This is a genomic window from Amycolatopsis sp. NPDC114503 (genome assembly GCF_055633655.1).
The window spans coordinates 88,881-107,343 of the sequence record NZ_JBVKDT010000022.1 but is presented as its reverse complement, the minus strand read 5'-3'; the positions used below and the strand labels follow the sequence as shown (position 1 = coordinate 107,343).

15 protein-coding genes are annotated in these 18,463 nt (G+C 70.5%); 1 reads left to right on the top strand and 14 read right to left on the bottom strand.

Features of this window, described 5'->3' with window-relative positions; genetic code table 11:
* Positions 1-177: 177 nt before the first annotated feature.
* From tyrS to ACZ7OI_RS47300, 12 genes are all read right to left on the bottom strand, one after another.
* Positions 178-1,452, bottom strand: coding sequence for a tyrosine--tRNA ligase (gene tyrS / locus ACZ7OI_RS47355; protein WP_470270659.1), 1,275 nt, complete (start codon positions 1,450-1,452; stop codon positions 178-180).
* Between the two features lie 32 nt (positions 1,453-1,484).
* Entirely contained in the window at positions 1,485-2,120 is a 636-nt protein-coding gene (locus ACZ7OI_RS47350; RefSeq protein ID WP_470270658.1) for a DNA-3-methyladenine glycosylase, read from the bottom strand.
* A gap of 44 nt (positions 2,121-2,164) precedes the next feature.
* A complete protein-coding gene (gene argH / locus ACZ7OI_RS47345; protein ID WP_470270657.1) occupies positions 2,165-3,580 on the bottom strand; it encodes an argininosuccinate lyase in 1,416 nt (471 codons plus the stop codon).
* A gap of 24 nt (positions 3,581-3,604) precedes the next feature.
* Positions 3,605-4,573, bottom strand: coding sequence for an argininosuccinate synthase domain-containing protein (locus ACZ7OI_RS47340; RefSeq protein WP_470270669.1), 969 nt, complete (start codon positions 4,571-4,573; stop codon positions 3,605-3,607).
* 11 nt (positions 4,574-4,584) lie between these two features.
* Positions 4,585-5,085 (bottom strand): arginine repressor, encoded by a 501-nt coding sequence (locus ACZ7OI_RS47335; protein WP_470270656.1) that lies wholly within the window; start codon positions 5,083-5,085, stop codon positions 4,585-4,587.
* Positions 5,082-6,008, bottom strand: coding sequence for an ornithine carbamoyltransferase (gene argF, locus ACZ7OI_RS47330; protein ID WP_470270655.1), 927 nt, complete (start codon positions 6,006-6,008; stop codon positions 5,082-5,084). Before argF ends, ACZ7OI_RS47335 begins: the two co-directional genes overlap by 4 nt.
* Positions 6,008-7,213, bottom strand: coding sequence for an acetylornithine transaminase (locus ACZ7OI_RS47325; protein WP_470270654.1), 1,206 nt, complete (start codon positions 7,211-7,213; stop codon positions 6,008-6,010). Before ACZ7OI_RS47325 ends, argF begins: the two co-directional genes overlap by 1 nt.
* On the bottom strand, positions 7,210-8,145 hold the full coding sequence (gene argB / locus ACZ7OI_RS47320; RefSeq protein ID WP_470270653.1) for an acetylglutamate kinase: 936 nt from the start codon (positions 8,143-8,145) through the stop codon (positions 7,210-7,212). The genes ACZ7OI_RS47325 and argB overlap by 4 nt, the downstream gene beginning before the upstream one ends.
* The gene (gene argJ / locus ACZ7OI_RS47315; RefSeq protein WP_470270652.1) at positions 8,142-9,302 is read right to left on the bottom strand and encodes a bifunctional glutamate N-acetyltransferase/amino-acid acetyltransferase ArgJ; all 1,161 of its coding nucleotides are present in this window, start codon (positions 9,300-9,302) and stop codon (positions 8,142-8,144) included. Before argJ ends, argB begins: the two co-directional genes overlap by 4 nt.
* Positions 9,299-10,327 (bottom strand): N-acetyl-gamma-glutamyl-phosphate reductase, encoded by a 1,029-nt coding sequence (argC, locus tag ACZ7OI_RS47310; RefSeq protein WP_470270651.1) that lies wholly within the window; start codon positions 10,325-10,327, stop codon positions 9,299-9,301. Before argC ends, argJ begins: the two co-directional genes overlap by 4 nt.
* 696 nt (positions 10,328-11,023) lie before the next feature.
* Positions 11,024-11,500, bottom strand: a complete 477-nt coding sequence (locus ACZ7OI_RS47305; RefSeq protein ID WP_470270650.1) for a helix-turn-helix domain containing protein — start codon at positions 11,498-11,500, stop codon at positions 11,024-11,026.
* Positions 11,501-11,694: 194 nt separating this feature from the next.
* Positions 11,695-13,296: an alpha/beta hydrolase gene (locus ACZ7OI_RS47300; RefSeq protein WP_470270649.1), complete on the bottom strand. Its 1,602-nt coding sequence runs from the start codon at positions 13,294-13,296 to the stop codon at positions 11,695-11,697.
* Between the two features lie 130 nt (positions 13,297-13,426).
* On the opposite strand from ACZ7OI_RS47300, the gene ACZ7OI_RS47295 reads away from it, so the two are divergent.
* A complete protein-coding gene (locus ACZ7OI_RS47295; protein WP_470270648.1) occupies positions 13,427-14,116 on the top strand; it encodes a DNA alkylation repair protein in 690 nt (229 codons plus the stop codon).
* Between the two features lie 109 nt (positions 14,117-14,225).
* Here ACZ7OI_RS47295 and pheT read toward each other — a convergent pair whose 3' ends face one another.
* Positions 14,226-16,796: a phenylalanine--tRNA ligase subunit beta gene (pheT, locus tag ACZ7OI_RS47290; protein WP_470270647.1), complete on the bottom strand. Its 2,571-nt coding sequence runs from the start codon at positions 16,794-16,796 to the stop codon at positions 14,226-14,228.
* Positions 16,796-17,851 (bottom strand): phenylalanine--tRNA ligase subunit alpha, encoded by a 1,056-nt coding sequence (gene pheS, locus ACZ7OI_RS47285; RefSeq protein WP_470270646.1) that lies wholly within the window; start codon positions 17,849-17,851, stop codon positions 16,796-16,798. The genes pheT and pheS overlap by 1 nt, the downstream gene beginning before the upstream one ends.
* Between the last annotated feature and the right edge of the window lie 612 nt (positions 17,852-18,463).

The following is an 18,463-nucleotide window of genomic DNA, read 5'->3' as shown; positions in this document are numbered from 1 at the left end:
TTTGGTGGGACACCCACTCAATCACCCTAGAGGCGAGAGCTTGGTTCGTGTCCCGGCGGCCACCCGGTTTCCCTGGCGACTTGGAGAACTTTACACGCCCTCCGAGGGCCCGAAACAGGGGGGTACCTTAACCGCGTTCCCGCAGGTCAGGCCCCCTGTTTCGGGCCCGGACGGAGATCAGGCCCCGACGCGGACGCCGGCCACCGTGCGCTTGCCCTTGCGGACCACGAGCCAGCGGCCGTGGAGCGCGTCGGAAGCAGACGGCTTCCACTCCTCGTCAGCGATCTTCACGTTGTTCACGTACGCGCCGCCCTCCTTCACGGTCCGCCGCGCCGCGCCCTTGCTGTCCACCAGTCCCCCGGCGATCAGCAGGTCGACGATCGTCGCGTCCCCCGCGGGCTCGACCTTGCCGTTCGGGACCTCGGCCATCGCCGCGTCGAGCGTCGGCGCGTCCAGCTCGGTCAGCTCGCCGCGGCCGAACAGCGCTTGGCTCGCCGCGATGACCTGGCGCGTCTGGTCCTCGCCGTGCACCAGGTTCGTGAACTCCTCGGCCAGCTTCTTCTGCGCGGCGCGCAGGTGCGGACGCTCTTCGGTGTCCTTCGCCAGCGCCTCGATTTCCTCCTGGTCGAGGAAGGTGAACAGGCGCAGGTAGCGGAGCACGTCAGCGTCGCCGACGTTCACGAAGTACTGGTACCAGGCGTACGGCGAGGTCAGCTCCGGGTCGAGCCACACGTTGCCGCCGCCGGTGGACTTGCCGAACTTGCGTCCCTCGGCATCGGTGACCAGCGGCGCGGTCAGCGCGTGCGCGGTACCGCTTTCGACGCGGCGGATGAGGTCCACGCCGCCGACGAGGTTGCCCCACTGGTCCGAGCCGCCGACCTGCAGCTTGCAGCCGTGCTTGCGGTACAGCTCCAGGTAGTCCTGGGACTGCAGCAGCAGGTAGCTGAACTCGGTGTAGGACATGCCGTCGCCTTCGAGGCGGCGCTTGACCGTCTCCCGGTTCAGCATCACGTTCACCGAGAAGTGCTTGCCGACGTCCCGGAGGAATTCCAGCGTGTTCTGCTTCCCGGTCCAGTCGAGGTTGTTCTCGACAATCGCGCCGGTCGGCGAATCGTCGAAGTCCACGAACCGCTCCAGCTGCCCGCGGATCCGCCCGGCCCAGTCGGCGACGACGTCCAGGGTGTTCAGCGAGCGCTCCCCGTTGTCGCGGGGGTCGCCGATCATCCCGGTGGCGCCGCCGGCCAGCACGATCGGCCGATGCCCGGCGCGCTGGAACCGCTTGAGCATCAGCAGCGGGACGAGGTTGCCGGCGTGCAGGCTGGGCGCGGTCGGGTCGAAGCCGCAATAGAGCGTGAGCGGGCCGTGGTCGAGTTCTCGGCGCAGGGCGTCGACGTCGGTGGATTGCGCGATCAGGCCGCGCCAGGACAACTCGTCAAGGATGTGCTCACTCACACCTGTAGATGATCCCCCACCAGGTCAAACGACTAACCCGCGGGTCGCACCTGCCGGCGTTTCCCGCCGCGGCGGTAGGTCGAGACTGCTGGTGAGCCGTCGACCCAGAACCGCCACGGCGTCTCCATCGCCATCGCGACGCCGACGCGCGGGCCGGTGCGCACGTTCTCCGCGGGCACGCGTTCGCCGACGAGCAGCCGCACCGGAGACTCGGGGTCGGTGAGGTCGACGCCGTTCTGCTCCCGGGCGAGGCCCAGCACGGAGGTGAGGATGGCCGGGCCCTTGGCGAGTTCGCCGTTGCCGCGCGCGTTCGGCCGCCGCTTCCGCACGATGTCCGCGCCCTCGACGACCTCGCCAGCGCGCAGCAGCACCGCGCCCGGCTGGCCGTCCTCGGTGCCGACGACGTTCGCGCAGAAGTGCATGCCGTAGACGAAGTACACATAGAGGTGCCCGGCCGGACCCCACATCACGGCGTTGCGCGGGGTTTTCCCGCGATAGCAATGCGAAGCGGGATCGTCGAGTCCTCGATAGGCCTCGACCTCGACGAGCCGCACCCCGACCCGGCCTTCGGGCGCGTCGGCCTCGAGGACGGCACCGAGCAGCAGCCGAGCCAGGTCGACCGGGTCCAGTGCCAGTTCTTCGCGCCGGAACAACCGGTCCACACGCACTCCCCTCGTCAGGCCGCCAGCCTAGCCAGCGGCCTGACGACTGATCACTTCAGCCACTGCCGATACGCCGCGACGCGCTCGACCAGGCGTTCCCGTTGCTCAGCCACGCGATCCGGAGCGGTGCCGCCGCGCGCGTCGCGCGAACGCACCGAGCCTTCGACGGTCAGGACTTCGCGCACCGCAGGGGTGAGCGCCGGGTTGATGGCCTGGAACTCCTCGTCGGTCAGCTCGTCGAGCCCGGCCCCGCGCGCCTCCGCGACCCGCACGCTCTCCCCTGCCGCCTCATGCGCGACGCGGAACGGCACGCCTTGGCGCACCAGCCATTCGGCGATGTCGGTCGCCAGCGTGAACCCGGCGGGAGCCAGTTCGGCGAGCCGGTCGGTGTGGAAGGTGAGCGTGCCGAGCATCCCCGCGATCGCCGGGAAGAGCAGTTCCAGCTGTTCGACGGAGTCGAAGACCGGTTCCTTGTCCTCCTGCAGATCGCGGTTGTACGCGAGCGGCTGCGCCTTGAGCGTGGCGAGCAGGCCGGTGAGGTTGCCGATCAGCCGTCCCGCCTTGCCGCGGGTCAGCTCCGCGACGTCCGGGTTCTTCTTCTGCGGCATGATCGAACTGCCGGTGGCCCACGCGTCGTCCAGCGTGACGTAGCCGAACTCGGCGGTGTTCCAGATGATCACCTCTTCGGCGATCCGCGACAGGTTCACCGAAAGCATCGCGACGGCGAACGCGAACTCGGCGACGAAATCACGCGAGGCGGTGCCGTCGATCGAGTTCTCCACGCTGGTGTCGAAGCCCAGTTCGGCGGCAACCGCTTCCGGGTCGAGGCCGAGCGACGAACCGGCGAGCGCGCCCGAGCCGTACGGCGACTCCGCGGTGCGCGCGTCCCAGTCGCGCAGGCGGGAGACGTCGCGCAGCAGCGACTGGCCGTGGGCCATCAGGTGGTGCGCGAGGAGAACCGGCTGCGCGTGCTGCAGGTGGGTGCGGCCGGGCAGGATCGCGTCCGGGTGCCGGGACGCCTGCGACACCAGCGCGTCGATCACGTCGAGCGTGCCCGCGACCACCCGGCGCGCGGCGTCGCGCAGCCACATCCGGAACAGGGTCGCGACCTGGTCGTTGCGGGACCGGCCCGCCCGCAGCTTGCCGCCCAGTTCGGTGCCGGCGCGTTCGAGCAGGCCGCGTTCGAGGGCGGTGTGCACGTCCTCGTCGGCGATCGTCGGCGTGAACGCGCCGGACGCGACGTCCTGTGCCAGCGTGTCGAGCGCTTCCAGCATCCCGGCCAGTTCCGCTTCGGTGAGCAGACCCGCCTTGTTCAGCACGCGGGCGTGCGCGCGCGACCCGGCGATGTCGTAGGGCGCGAGGCGCCAGTCGAAGTGGGTCGAAGCGCTCAGCGCCGCCATCGCCTCGGCCGGCCCGCTGGCGAACCGGCCGCCCCACAGCTGCACCGGCTGGTCTTTCCCGCTCACGTTCTGCCTCTCTCGTCCGGCGTCTCAGGACGCCTGGGTGCTCGGATGCTGGGTGCTCCCCAGCGGAGTCTGCCCGGTGACCGGACGGTACCGCCGTCCGACCGGGCGAAGCCGCCTCCCGTGCAGGTCGGCGACGGTCGCGCTGCCCGCGTGCAGCACCAGCCGCACCTCGCCGGACACGCGCTCCTGCGCCTGCCGGACGAACGCGTCCAGCGGCTCGCGCAGCGGCGAGAACCACAATCCGTCGTGGACCAGCTCGGCCCATCGACGGTCGACGCCGCGTTTGAACCTCGCCAGATCGCGGTCGAGCGTGACTGATTCCAGCTCCTGATGCGCGGCGATCAGGACCGCCGCGCCCGGAGCGTCATAAGCCTCGAACCGGCCGACGCCGTGCGCCCCGGCCCGATGTCCGAGCCGCTGCACCGCCTCGGCCACGCTGACCGTCTCGCCGTCGACCGCGACCGGCACGCCCTCTTCGAAGGTGACGACCACCTCGTCCGGCATGCCGAGGTTCACTACGGCGTCCTCGGTGCAGCGGTAACCGTCGTTGGCGGTCCGGCCCCACAAAGTCCGGCTCGTCGACAACTCTTGCCTGCCTCGGACGCCGAGTTCGACGATCTCAAGGTCCGGCGCGAGGACCGCGATCATGCTGGACAACGCGTCTCCGCCACCGTGCGCGACGGCCGACGCGTTCCGGTCCCTCGCGGTCGCGACGAGCTGGCTTGCCAGCAGCGGCCGGGCCAGGACCAGCGGGTGCCGGTCGAGAATCAGCGCATTCGCTTGCAGCGCAGGCAAACAGTAGCCGTTCGCGAATTCGTCACGGACGTCCGCGACCACGGCTTCGGCGGCACCGTCGGCCATGGCCTGCCGCCGGAGCGCGCATAAATCGACGTCGCCCGCGCCGAAATCCGCGGCGACAGCGACCACTTCGCATTGTCCTGCAAGGAGATTCAGCGCTGTTGAAGAGCCGTGCCCACCCGAATAGGCGAGCACGACCCGCCGGGTCACGGCTCGTCCCCTTCCGCCGAACCTTGCGCGAGCGCGGTGAACCTCTCGGCAAGGTCGCGTCCAGTCAGCGGTTCGCGCGCGATCACCGCGACCGTGTCGTCGCCCGCGATGGACCCGACGACCTCCTCCAGGGCGGCCCGGTCGATCGCGCTCGCGAGGAACTGCGCGGCGCCCGGCGGCGTGCGCAGCACGGTGAGGTTGCCCGACGAATCCGCCGACACCAGCAGTTCGGCGAGCAGCCGGGACAGCCGCGAGGTGCCGCCCTGGACGCCGCGGACGGGACTGCCGTCCTCGGGGATGACGTAGATCGGCGCGCCCGAGTCGGCGCCGCGCAGCTTGACCGCGCCGAGTTCGTCGAGGTCGCGCGACAGCGTCGCCTGCGTGACGTCGATTCCCTCGGCGGCCAGCAGGCGCGCCAGCTCCGTCTGGCTGCGGATGGCCATCGTGGACACCAGTTCGGTGATCCGCGCCTGCCGCCCGACCCGGCTGCTGGTCATCGGCCGTTCTGCCCGAACAGCCAGACCAGCAGGGCTTTCTGCGCGTGCAGCCGGTTCTCCGCCTCGTCCCACACCGCGCTGGCCGGGCCGTCGAGCACGTCGTCGGTGATCTCCCAGCCGCGGTGCGCGGGAAGGCAGTGCAGCACGATCGCCTCGTCGGCGGCGCGCTTCAGCAGCTCGGCGTTGATCTGCAGCGCGCGGAACGGGCCGACCCGGTCGAGGCCGTCGTTCTCCTGCCCCATCGACGTCCACGTGTCGGTGACCAGCACGTCCGAACCCTCGACGGCTTCGCGCGCGTCGGTGTAGACGGTCGCGCTGCCACCGGTTTCAGCCCCGTGCTGCTTGGCGTCCAGCATCACCTGCTGATCGGGCTGGAACCCCTCCGGCGACACGACGCGCACGTTCATCCCGGCGGTAGTTCCGCCGAGCAGCAGCGAATGCGACATGTTGTTGGCACCGTCGCCGAGATAGGTGAGCGTGAGCCCGGCCAGCTTGCCCTTGCGCTCGCGGATGGTCATCAGGTCCGTGAGCACCTGGCACGGGTGGAACTCGTCGGTGAGCGCGTTGACGATCGGGATCGAGGCGACCGACGCCATCGAGTCGATGCGCTTCTGCGCGAAGGTGCGCCACACGACGGCGTCGACGTAGCGGGACAGCACGCGCGAGGTGTCCTCGATGGTCTCCTCGCGGCCGAGCTGCATCGAGCGGCCGTCGACGATCACCGGATGCCCGCCGAGCTGGCTGATGCCGACCTCGAACGAGAACCGGGTGCGGGTGGAGTTCTTCTCGAAGATCGCGGCCACCGTGCGGCCGGCGAGCGCCTTTGTGCCGAGCGGGTCGGCCTTCAGCTGGTCGGCCAGATCGAGCAGAGCGGTCTGCTCGGCGGGCGTGACGTCGTCGTCGCGGAGGAAGTGGCGAGGCATCAGTCGGATTCCTTCGTGGTGGTGGAGTCGAGCGCGCCCGGGAGGGCGGAGAGGAAGCCGTGCGCCTGCTGCTCGTCGAGCACGAGCGGCGGGGCGAGCCGGACGGTGTCCGGGGCGACCGGGTTGACGAGGTAGCCCGCGTCCTGCGCGGCCTTCGCCACGGCCGCGGACACCGGTTCCCGCAGGCCGATGCCGAGCAGCAGCCCCGCGCCGCGGACCCCGGAGACGAGCGGATGGCCGAGCGCCTCGACGCCGGCGGCGATGTCCTTGCCCAGCGCCGAAACGTGGTCGAGCAGGTCGTCCCGGACGATCGTGCGCAGCACGGCCAGCCCGGCCGCGCAGCACACCGGGTTGCCGCCGAAGGTGGTGCCGTGCTGGCCCGGCTTGAGCAAATCGCCCGCCGCGCCGACGCCGATCACCGCGCCGAGCGGAAGCCCGCCGCCGAGGCCCTTCGCGAGCGTGATCACGTCCGGCACGATCCCGGCCTGCTGGAAGCCGAACCAGGTGCCGAGCCTGCCGATGCCGGTCTGCACCTCGTCGAGCACGAGCAGCGCCCCGGCGGCCTTGGTGATCTCGCGCGCGGCCTGCAGGTAACCGTCCGGAGCCGGAATCACCCCGGCTTCGCCAAGAACCGGCTCCAAGAAGACAGCCGCGGTTTCGCCGTCGACAGCGGCCCGCAACGCTTCGACGTCGCCATACGGAACATGCGTGACGCCCGGAACCAGCGGCTCGAACGCCTCGCGCTTCGACGGCTGGCCAGTGAGCGACAGCGCGCCCATGGTGCGGCCGTGGAACGCACCTTCCGCCGCGACGACCTTGCTGCGGCCGGTGAGCCGGGTGATCTTCAGCGCGGCCTCGTTGGCCTCCGCGCCGGAGTTGACGAACAGGACTTTGCCTTGCCCGTGCAGGCCAGCGACGTCGAGTAGGGTTTCGGCGAGTTCGACCGCGACCGGGTTCACGTACAGGTTCGACGTGTGCCCCAGCTTCGAGATCTGCTCGGTGACCGCGCGCACCACCTCGGGGTGGGCGTGGCCGAGCGCGTTCACCGCGATGCCGCCGACCAGGTCGACGTACTCGGACCCGTCCGCGTCCCACACTCGCGCGCCTTCGCCGCGCACCAGGGTCAGGCCGGGGGTGCCGTAGTTGTCCATGACCGCCGACTGCCAGTGCTGCTGACCGTCCGCATTGGACTTGAGGGTAGTCACGCGTTCTCCGTTCCGGATGCCGCTGCCTCGGGCAGCACCATGGTCCCGACGCCGCGCGAGGTGAAAACCTCGAGCAGCACCGAATGAGCGAGCCTGCCGTCGATGACGTGGGCGCCGCGCACGCCGCCGCGCACCGCGCGCACGCACGCCTCCATCTTCGGGATCATGCCGCTGGCGAGGCCGGGCAGCATGCGTTCGAGACGGTCGACGGCGATCCGGTCGATCAGCGACGACCGGTCCGGCCAGTTGGCGTAAAGGCCTTCGACGTCGGTGAGCACGACGAGCTTCTCCGCGCCGAGCGCCGCGGCGAGCGCGCCCGCGGCGGTGTCGGCGTTGACGTTGTGCACCACGCCGTCGATGTCCGGGGCGACCGTGGACACGACCGGGATGCGCCCGGCGTTCACGATGTCGAGCACCGCGTCCGGATTCACCTCGGCGACCTCGCCGACGAGGCCGATGTCCACCTGCTCACCGTCCACAGTGGCCTGTTTGCGCTCGGCGGTGAACAGCCGCGCGTCCTCGCCGGAAATGCCGACCGCGTACGGCCCGTGCGCGTTGATCAGGCCGACCAGCTCGCGGCTGACCTGCCCGACCAGCACCATGCGCACGATGTCCATGGTCTCCGGCGTGGTGACGCGCAGCCCGCCCTTGAACTCCCCCGGCACGCCGAGCCGGGACAGCATCGCGCTGATCTGCGGGCCGCCGCCGTGCACGACCACCGGGTGCAGGCCGGCCAGCCGCAGGAACACCATGTCCTCGGCGAAGGCGGCCTTCAGCTGGTCGTCGATCATCGCGTTGCCGCCGTACTTGATCACAACGGTCGCGCCGTGGAACCGCTGCAGCCACGGCAGCGCTTCGATCAGCACGCCGGCTTTCTCGGCCGCGCTGGCGAGCCGTTCGTCGGCGGAGACGAGCCTTCCGGTATCCGTCATGACGAGTACGCGCTGTTCTCTTCGACGTACGCGTGCGAGAGGTCCGTGGTGTAAATCGTGGCCTCGTCCGAACCGACCCCGAGATCCACGACGACGTCGATGGCGCGCCCGGACAGGTCGGCCGCCGACCGGTCCTCAGCGGTCGTGCCGCCCGCGAACAAGGTGACGCCGTTGATCGCGATCGACACCGTCTCCGGGTCGATCCGCGCCGGCGCGCGGCCGAGCGCCATCGCGATCCGGCCCCAGTTGGGATCGGACCCGAACAACGCGGTCTTGACCAGGTTGTCCTCGGCGATCGTCCGGGCCACGACAATCGCGTCGGCCTCGGACGCGGCGCCCTTCACCGTGACGTCGACATCCTTTGTGGCGCCTTCGGAATCGGCGCGCAGCTGCAGCACGAGGTCATGGCTGACCTTGGTGAGCAACTCGGTCAACTCGGCCTCGGTCGGCTCGACGCCACTGGCCCCCGAGGCGAGCACGAGCACCGTGTCGTTAGTGGACGTGCCACCGTCGACGTCCAGCCGATCGAACGTGAGGTGCGTGGCGGCGCGCAGCGCACGGTCGAGAGTTTCCTTGTCCACCACGGCATCCGTGGTCAGCACGGACAGCATCGTCGCCAGGTTCGGCGCGAGCATCCCCGCGCCCTTGGCGAACCCGCCGACGCTCCACCCCGATTCGTGCCGGGCGAACGCCTGCTTCGGCTTGGAGTCGGTGGTCATGACGCCCGTTGCGGCGTTCAGGGCAGCCTCCGGGCTGGTGTCCAGCACCTTGACCGCACTGTCCACACCGGACAGAACCGCGGGCATCGGCAGCCGCTCGCCGATCAGCCCGGTGGAACACACCGCGACCTCGATCGCCCCGGCGCCCAGCGCTTCGGCGACCTTCTCCGCCGTCGCGTGAGTGTCCTGGAACCCGCCCGGCCCGGTGGCCGCGTTCGCCCCGCCGGAGTTCAACACGACGGCCTTCAGTTTCTGCTGCTTCAGCACTTCCTGCGACCACAGCACCGGCGCGGCCTTGATCACGTTGCGGGTGAACACCCCCGCCGCGACGTCGAGCGGGCCGTCGTTGACGACCAGCGTGAAGTCGAGCGCGCCGGAGGCTTTGATCCCGGCGGCCACGCCGGCGGCGCGGAAACCCTTCGGTCCGGTGACGGTCACGGTGCCACTCCCACGGTGGAAAGTCCGGTGGCCTCGGGGAAACCGAGCGCCAGGTTCATCGATTGGACGGCACCGCCGGCGGTGCCCTTGGTGAGGTTGTCGATCGAGGTCACGACGACCAGCCTGCCCGCGTCGGCGTCGATCCCGAGCTGGAGCTGGACGTTGTTCGACCCGACCGTCGCCGCGGTGGTCGGCCAGGTTCCCTCGGGCAGGATCTGGACGAACGGCTCCGCGCCGTAAGCCTTCTCGTACACCGCTCGCACCGCGGCCTCGTCGACGTCTTGGAGGAGTTGAGCGCTCGCCGTCGTGAGAATGCCGCGCGGCATCGGCGCGAGCACCGGCGTGAACGAAACAGTCACCGGCTTGCCCGCCGCGCCCGAGAGGTTCTGCACGAACTCCGGCGTATGCCGATGCGCCCCAGCGACGCCGTACGCACTCGCATTGCCCATGACCTCGGACCCGAGCAGGTTCGGCCGGAGGCTCTTGCCCGCGCCCGACGTCCCCGTCACCGACACCACGGTGACCGCGGGCTCGACCAGCCCCGCAGCCAGCGCGGGCGCCAACGCCAGCGACCCGCCAGTCGGGAAGCAGCCGGGCACCGCGATCCTCTTGGTCCCTACGAGCTTCTCGCGCGCACCGGGAAGCTCCGGCATCCCGTACGGCCACTGCCCCGCGTGCTCGCCGGAGTACCAGCGTCGCCAGTCCGCCCCGTCCGCGAGCCGGTGGTCGGCCCCGAGGTCGACCACGAGCACGTCCGGCCCGAGCTGCGCCGCGATCTCGGCCGAGTGGCCGTGCGGCAGAGCAAGGAACACGACGTCGTGGCCCGCGAGCGTCTCCGCGTTCGTCTCGAGCAGCACCCGCCCGGCCAGCGGAACAAGGTGCGGCTGGTGCGTGCCCAGCGTGGTCCCCGCGCTGCTCGCCGCCGTGAGAGTGCCGATCTCGACCTCGGGATGGGTCAGGAGCAGGCGCAGCAGTTCGCCGCCCGCGTACCCGCTGGCACCGGCTACCGCGATCTTCACCGTCATACGAATGATTATGCACGAGCGTGCAAGCTCAAACAAAGAGGGTTTTCTCACCCTGGGCGTCCCCTCCCCGGGACTTCCGCAGATTCCTCCCGTCTTCCTTCCGTCATAGTCAGCGGCTGCTTGGAACGCGCGGCCACAGATCACCTGACTGCCCGGGCTAACCGGCCGTGCGTCGCCCGGGTGCCCGAGGCGTCCAGCACCAGGTCACCGGCCGTCGGAGCCACCGGCGACCGACCACTCGATTCACCCAGCCACAGATCACCAGCCGTCCGGGACACCCAGCCGTCCGGGACACCCAGCCGTCCGAGCCGCCCAGCTTCGCCGGACCATCCGGCGACGCGGAACCGTTCGGCAACGCAGGGCCGTACAGCGGAGCGGGGCCACTCAGCGATGCAGGGATCGTCCAGCTAGCCGAACCTCCCGATGCCAACCATCCGGCCAGCGCGCAGGCCCTCCATCCGAGCCCGGCTCTTCCAGGCACAACCCACCCGTCCGAACCCGGCTTTCCCGACCCCCTCCACCCGGCCGTCCGAACCGATAGCCGCGTAGCCATCCAGGCCCGCACAGAGAGTTCGGCACCGCCCAACCCCGTCCATTCGGCACGCTCCGCGTGCAAGAAATGCCCAAACCGCCAATCCGGCGCGCAGGCAACGCCACGCCGGGCCCGCCTCGGGACACGAACCCGGCGGGCCTTCGTCAGTCCGCTCCCTCCTCCGCATCGCGAAGACTCGGCGGCGTCGGCAGATGATTCCCCGGATGCTCCGGATCGCAGCCCACTCTCGGCAAGCGCGCCCGGATCCCTCCCGGCGTCCGCGCGAAATGCCGCGCCAGCTCGGTCACGGAGTCGCCGGCGAGCCAGCGGGCTTCCAGATCCGCGTCCATCTCGTCGGTCCACGGTCTGCCCTGCTGTGCCGGGCGTCCGCGCGATCTTCGCCGCGAGCCGCCGCCCGCGAAGGTGCGCAGGCTCGTGTCGAGCAGCTCCGCGACGGTCGCCACGGACGTCACGTCGAGTTCGAGTCTGCCCTCGACGACGGGTTCGCCGTCCGGCCGTTCTCCGCCGACCGTGACGGTGACCCGCTCCGGCTCGCCGTCCTCGGTGCGGGTGATGACGGCGACCTGGTACTGGACATCTCCTGACCGGACCTCGGTCCGGTGTTCCTGAATGATCGTCATGGCCGCGAAGGTATCGGCGACCCCCGACAATTTTCGATCACTTAACGCGATCGGGTGACTGCGTTCCGAAATTGTCAGACCCCCGCCGTAGCGTCCCCGGCGACCACGAAAACGACCGAGGGGGATCGGTGGACCAGCGGAAAAGAACAGTGCCCCGGTCTGGCGGACCAGACCGGGGCACCGGGAAGAACAGCTCAGAAACGCAGCAAACCGGAAAGCAGGCTCTGCTTCTCCTCCGCCGCGGCCTTCGCCAGGGCGTCGGCCTTCTGCTGCGCGCCGGTGGCGACCGGAGACGGAACCGGCTGCGGCACCGCGGCGCACTGGACGTCGGAGCGGTCGTCACGGACGCGCTTCGGCAGCGCCCCGGTGGCGAGGTAGTCGGCGACGCGGTCGTCCACGCACGACACCCCGGACAGCGATCCGGCGTGCGTCGTCCCGCCCGGCGCGCTGACGAGGCTCGAACGCGGGTAGCGCTTGCGCACCTCGAGGCTGCCCGAGTACGGCGTGGCCGCGTCGAGTTCCTCGCTGATCAGCAGCGCCCCGCTCGCCTTCGACCCGTCGATGTCCACCGGCTTGCCCGCCTTCGCGGGCCAGTTCAGGCAGGTCGCGTTGTACCAGGTGTTGCTCCAGGTCTCGAACGGCGCGCGGGTCTGGGTGGCCCAGGCGTCGCGGCGCCAGCGGTCCCAGTCCTGCGGCCACTGCGTGTCGGTGCACTGCACCGCGCTGTACACCGCGTATCCGTTGTCGTCGCCGGGCGCGTTCGACTTCTCGTACAACGCTTTCAGCGCCTGCCAGTCGCCGCGGTGCACCCAGCCGTCGAACGCCTTGGCCATGTCTTCCCAGCCGAACACGTAGTACCCGGCCTGCAGGAAGACATCGAGCCACTCGTCGCCGCCGATCACGCCGCCCGCCGGGTTCCGGTCGAGCTTCCGCTGCTGCGCGTACCAGAGCTGCTCGACCGCCGAACCGGTCTTGCCGAGGTGATAGACGTTGTCGTACTTCGCGAGCCAGCCGAAGTAGATCTTGATGTTGCGGTCGAAGGCGACGTCCTGGTCGAGGTTGGCGTCGTACCAGACCTTGCGCGGATCGACGTTCCCGTCGAGCACCATCCGGCGTATGCGATCCGGGTGCAGCGTGCTGTACACCTGCCCGAGATAGGTGCCGTACGAGAATCCGTAGTAGTTGATCTGCTTCTCGCCCAGGGCTTTGCGCAGGCTTTCCATGTCCTGCGCGACATCAGTGGTCTTGATGTGCTGGAGCAGCGGGCCGTTCTTCGCGCAGGCCTCGGCGTACCCCTTCGCGCGGGCCCGCCAGGTGCTCTCCAGCTGCGGCGTGCTCGGCACGTAAGCCGGGCGGGCGGGCGCGAAGTAGTTCCCGTCGCACGTCAGTGCCGGTTTGCTGGAGCCGACGCCGCGAGGGTCGAAGCCGATCCAGTCGTAGCTGTCGCCGGCGTGCTTGGGCACGTTCCGGCCGAGCACCGAAAGGCCGAGCCCGGAACCTCCCGGACCGCCCGGGTTCACCAGCATCACGCCCTGGTACTTCGCGGTCTTGTGCTTCACCCGCGAGACGGCGATCTGCACCGTCTCGCCGGACGGCTGGGCGTAGTCCAGGGGTGCCACCAGGAATCCGCATTCGGCGCCCGCCTTCGCGAGGCCTGGTGCGGAACACGGTCCCCACTTGATCGGCGGCGGCGCATAGCCCGGCGCCTCGGGCGGTACCGCGGTGGCGGCGGGTGCGACAGCCAGCGTTCCGGCCGCGACAGCGGCGGCGGCCAGTGCGGTGACGATTTTCCTCACAGTGGTCCTTTGCGTACGACGGCAACCCGGGCTCGTCGAAGCTACCGGCTGCGCGGCAGAATCCCGTTTCCCGACACGAGCCGCGCTGTCCCCCGATCGTCGGGATCCGATACGACGGAGGTGGCCCTCGATGCGTGCGGGCGAAGCGTTGATCACGGCGGTGCGAACCGGGCTCGTCGAACTTGCCGACCCGGTCAAGGCACCGGAAATGCAGGCGTACATGAAATCCGCGATGCCGTTTCGCGGAGTGCCGAAACCGCCGCGCGGCAAACTCATGAAGGCGCTTCTCGCCGAGCATGTTCTGCCCGATCGAGTGACGTTCGCCGAGACCGTGCTCGCGTTGTGGCGGGAAGCGGAGTACCGCGAAGAGCGGTACGCGGCGATCGATCTTTCCGGGCACCGTGCCTATCGGCAGTGGCAGGACCCGGAACTGCTGGAGATGTACGACGAGCTGATCGTCACCGGGGCGTGGTGGGACTACGTCGACGAGGTCGCGATCCGCCGGGTCGGGCCGATCCTGCGCGAGCACCGGGCGGCGGTTACGCCGGTTCTGCGCCGCTGGATGACAGACGCTGATCGCTGGCGCCGGCGAACGGCGGTGATCTGTCAGGTCAGCGCGAAGGACGAGGTGGACCAAAGCCTACTCGCCGACGCGATCGAGGCGAATCTCGGCGACCGGGATTTCTTCCTGCGCAAGGGAATTGGCTGGGCGCTGCGGGACCACGCCCGCGTCGAACCGGAGTGGGTCCGCGCGTTTGTCCGGGCGCACCCGGGGCTGTCCCCGTTGTCCACAAGGGAGGCGATGAAGCACCTCGGCTGAAGTGAACTGTCTGCAGGAAAAACAAAGGAGGGTGCCATGGCACCAGCGCTCCCCCGCCCCGGCTGACCGGCCGGGTGTGGCCGGAGCGCGGGGCGGGGACAGCGTCGGGTCAGGCGCGGAGCGTCGCTCCGAAGCGCTCGCCGGCAGCGGCGACCGCGGCGTCGCGGGACTTGGTGGCCTCGTCGACGGTGAGGGTGCGATCCGCGGCACGGAAGCGGAGCTTGTACGCCAAGGAACGCTTGCCGTCGCCGAGCTGCTCGCCGGTGTAGACGTCGAAGAGGGTGATCTCCTCGAGCAGTTCGCCGGCTCCCTCGCGGAGCACCTCGGCGAGGTCTGCGGACGGGACGTCCGTGCCGGCGACCAGGGCGACGTCCAGCAGCACCGGCGGGTAGGCCGAGATGCTGGGCGCCGGACGGGAGTCGGGCAGCGGGATCGCGTCCAGGTCGAGTTCCATCGCGACCGTGCGCGGCGGCAGGCCGAGGGCCTCGACGACCTTCGGGTGCAGTTCGCCCGCGTGGCCGACCGGCCAGTCGCCCACCCGCAGCTGGGCGCAGCGGCCCGGGTGCCACGGCAGGAGATCCGCGGCCTGCACGGTGAGCTGCACGCCGGCGGCCTCCGCCACGAGGCGCGCGGCCTGCACGGCGTCGGCCCAGCCTGCCTGGTCGCCCTTGCCCCACCAGCCGGCGCGCGGGCGCTGGCCGCTGAGGACGACGGCGACGTGCACCGGCTGCGCGGGCACGGCGGCCTCCAGCACGGCGAGGTCCTCGTCGCTCGGGCGGTGCTCGACGCCGAGGTCCGGAACCTTGAGCTGGTTCGGCTTCGGCAGCACGACCTGGCCGACGTGGAACAGAGACACGTCCTTCAGGCCGCGGGAGACGTTGCGCTGCAACGTTTCCAGCAGGCCCGGCAGAAGGGTGGTCGCCATCCGGTCGTGGTCGGCTTCGAGCGGGTTCTGCACGCGCACCGTGGTGCGGCGGATGTCGTCCTCGGGCAGGCCGAAGGCGTCCCACACCGCGTCGCCGATGAACGGGAACGGGCGCACCTCGACGTAGCCCGCCTCGGCGAGCGCGCCGGACACCGCGCGGCGGCGGCGCTGGGCGTCGGTGAGACCGCGGCCCGCGGGCGCGGCGGGCAGGACCGACGGGATGCTGTCGTAGCCCTCGAGCCGCAGGACCTCCTCGACGAGGTCGGCCGGCTGCACGAGGTCGCCGCGCCAGCTCGGCGGGGTCGCGGTGACGAGGCCGACGCCCTGGTCGCTCGTGCTGAGCTGGACCTTGCAGCCGATCTGGCCGAGCCGCCGCACGGTGACGCCGCGTTCGTAGCGCACGCCGGCGATCTGGTCGGGCAGGTTGATCGGCATGGTCACCGGGGCGTGCGGGGCGACGCCGCCGACGTCGGTGCGGCCCGGGCGGATCGCGCCCTCGCCGTACTGGCGCAGCAGCCGCGCGGCGAGTTCCACCGCGGCCGCGCACAGCGCCGGGTCGGTGTAGCGCTCGAAACGCTTCGCCGCCTCGGAGAACAGCTTGTGCCGTCGTGCGGTGCGGCTGATCGACGCCGGGTTCCAGTGCGCCGCCTCGAGAAGCACGTCGGTGCTCTCCGGCGTGATCTCCGTGGTGGCGCCGCCCATCGTGCCGGCCAGGGAGATGACGCCGCTGTCGTCGGCGATCACGATGTCGTCCGCGTCGAGGGTGCGCTCCACGTCGTCGAGCGTGGTGAGCTTCTCCCCCGCCTTCGCGCGGCGCACCACCAGGTCGCCCTGGATGGAGGCGGTCGCGAACGCGTGCAGCGGGTGGCCCAGCTCGAGCATCACGTAGTTGGTGACGTCGACCGCGAGCGAGATGGACCGGATGCCGGCCAGCATCAGCCTGCGGCGGATCCGCCACGGCGTCGGCGCGGTCGCGTCGAGACCGGTGACGCGGCGCAGCACGAACCGCGGGCAGCCCTCGGGGTCCTCGACCCGGACCGGCCAGGCCTCGCCCTCGGCTTCCGGGAAGCTGTCGAGCATCGCCGGGTCGCCGAAGGGCACGTCGAGCGCGTTCGACAGTTCGCGCGCCAGGCCGCGGATCGACAGCGCGTAGCCGCGGTCCGGGGTCGGCGTGACCTCGATGACGGTGTCGTCGAGGCCGAGCAGATCCTTCGCGTCGTCGCCCGGGCTCGCCGTGCCCGGCGGGAGCACGAGGATGCCGCTGTGGTCGTCGCCGAGGCCGAGTTCTGCCGCCGAGCAGATCATGCCGTCGCTGACCTTGCCGTACGTCTTGCGCGCGGCGATCTCGAAATCGCCCGGCAGGACCACGCCCGGCAGCGCGACCACGACGAGGTCGCCCTCGGCGAAGTTGCTCGCGCCGCAGACGATGCCGCGCGTCTTGATGCCGTGCGGGCCCTCGTTCTCGAGCGGGCCGTCGTCCTCGTCTTCGTCCTCTTCGGACAGTTCCGCGTCGTCGGGCTCCGGGTCGGGTTCCTCGCCGACCTCGACGCGGCAGTACCGCACCGGCTTCTTGAAGCCGGTCAACTCCTCGATCTCCGCGACGCGGCCGACCACGAGCGGACCGGTCACCGGGCCGAGCTCGCTCAGCTCGTCGACCTCGATCCCGATCCGCACGAAGGCGTCGGCCAGGTCCTGCGGCGTGACGTCGGCATCCACTTCGAGATGCTCGGTCAGCCAGCTCACCGGGACTCGCACTACGCCTCCGTTCCGAAGGGAAGGGTGAACCGGACGTCGCCTTCGACCATGTCGCGCATGTCCGGGATGCCGTTGCGGAACTGCAGGGTCCGCTCGATGCCCATGCCGAAGGCGAAGCCGGAGTAGACCTCCGGGTCGACGCCGCACGCGCGCAGGACGTTCGGGTTGACCATGCCGCAGCCGCCCCATTCGACCCAGCCGGGACCGCCCTTCTTCTCCTCGAACCAGACGTCGACCTCCGCCGACGGCTCGGTGAACGGGAAGAAGTGCGGGCGCAGCCGCGTCTTGGAGCTCTCGCCGAACATCGCGCGGGCGAACGAGTCGAGCGTGCCCTTGAGGTGCGCCATGGTGAGGCCCTTGTCGACGGCGAGGCCTTCGACCTGGGTGAACACCGGCGTGTGCGTCGAGTCGAGTTCGTCGGTGCGGTAGGTGCGCCCCGGGCAGACGACGTAGACCGGCAGGTCGCGGTGCAGCAGGCTGCGGGCCTGCACCGGCGAGGTGTGCGTGCGCAGCACCAGGCCGGAGCCTTCCTCGCCGACGTAGAACGTGTCCTGCAGCTGGCGCGCCGGATGGTCCTTGCCGAAGTTCAGCGCGTCGAAGTTGAACCACTCGGCCTCGAGCTCGGGCCCTTCGGCGACCTCGTAGCCCATGGCGACGAAGACGTCGGCGATGCGCTCGGACAGCGTGCTGATCGGGTGCCGGGCTCCGCGCGGAACCTGGTCCCACGGCAGGGTGACGTCGACGGCCTCCTCGCGAAGCACCCGCTCGTCGCGCTCGGCCTGCAGCGCGGCGCGGCGCGCGTCGAACGCGGACTGCACCGCCTGCCGGGCCTCGTTGACGCGCTTGCCCGCGTCGGCCTTCTCCTGCTTCGGCAGCGCGGCGATCTCCCGGCGTGCCAGCAGCACCGGAGACTGGTCCCCGAGATGGGCCGGTTTGACGGCGGCGAGCGCGTCCAGGTCGGCCGCGCCGGCGAAGGCGTCCTCGGCCGCCTTGACCGCCGCGCGCAGGGTCTCCGGTGCGAGCACGTCGACCGGCTGTTCTGTGGCTCCGGACATGACTCCTCGGCGTCCACTGGGACTGTGTTGTCGGCGGCACGCGGGCATGCTGCCGCACGTGCACATCGGGCAGCTCAGTCTAGGGGATCGGGCTCCAGGCCCGGCCGCTCACCCTCCGCTTCCGGAGCCGCTGCGCCGGATCCGCCCCGTGATCACGACCGACCGTCGCCGAAGACCCGAACGGACGTCAGCGGATCAGGTGAGGACCGCCCCTCGACCGACTTGCCGCGGATGGCAGCCCGGGTGACCGCGGGACGGATGTGGGACGGGCGGGACCGGGTGTGGGACGGGTGTGGGACGGCGGCGCTGCGGTGCTTGTCACGGATACCCGCACGGGGTGACGGCGGGGCAGGACGGGGTGGCGGCGGGGCAGGCTTGCGACAGCGGAGCGCCGTGCTTGCCGCGGACACCCGCACGGGACCGTGCAGCTGGACAGGATTAGGACGGCAAAGTCGCCGTGCTTGGCGGGCGAAGTCTTGTGGGTGTTCGGGAGAGAAGACCGCGGGATCGAAGCTCGGGGGTGGGCGGCCGGGATGCACCGTTCGGATGGCGGCAGCGGGCGAAGGGGGTTGGCGGCCCGGTCAGGTATGCGGCATGCGTGCGGCAGGACCT

What these genes read in the sequence shown, in the direction of transcription:
- ACZ7OI_RS47295 (WP_470270648.1), top strand. Translation starts at nt 13,427, where the DNA reads ATGCGTGCGGGCGAAGCGTTGATCACGGCGGTGCGAACCGGGCTCGTC.
- ACZ7OI_RS47335 (WP_470270656.1), bottom strand. Translation starts at nt 5,085, where the DNA reads ATGACCAGCAGCCGGGTCGGGCGGCAGGCGCGGATCACCGAACTGGTG.
- argF (WP_470270655.1), bottom strand. Translation starts at nt 6,008, where the DNA reads ATGCCTCGCCACTTCCTCCGCGACGACGACGTCACGCCCGCCGAGCAG.
- argB (WP_470270653.1), bottom strand. Translation starts at nt 8,145, where the DNA reads ATGACGGATACCGGAAGGCTCGTCTCCGCCGACGAACGGCTCGCCAGC.
- pheS (WP_470270646.1), bottom strand. Translation starts at nt 17,851, where the DNA reads ATGTCCGGAGCCACAGAACAGCCGGTCGACGTGCTCGCACCGGAGACC.
- argC (WP_470270651.1), bottom strand. Translation starts at nt 10,327, where the DNA reads ATGACGGTGAAGATCGCGGTAGCCGGTGCCAGCGGGTACGCGGGCGGC.
- ACZ7OI_RS47305 (WP_470270650.1), bottom strand. Translation starts at nt 11,500, where the DNA reads ATGACGATCATTCAGGAACACCGGACCGAGGTCCGGTCAGGAGATGTC.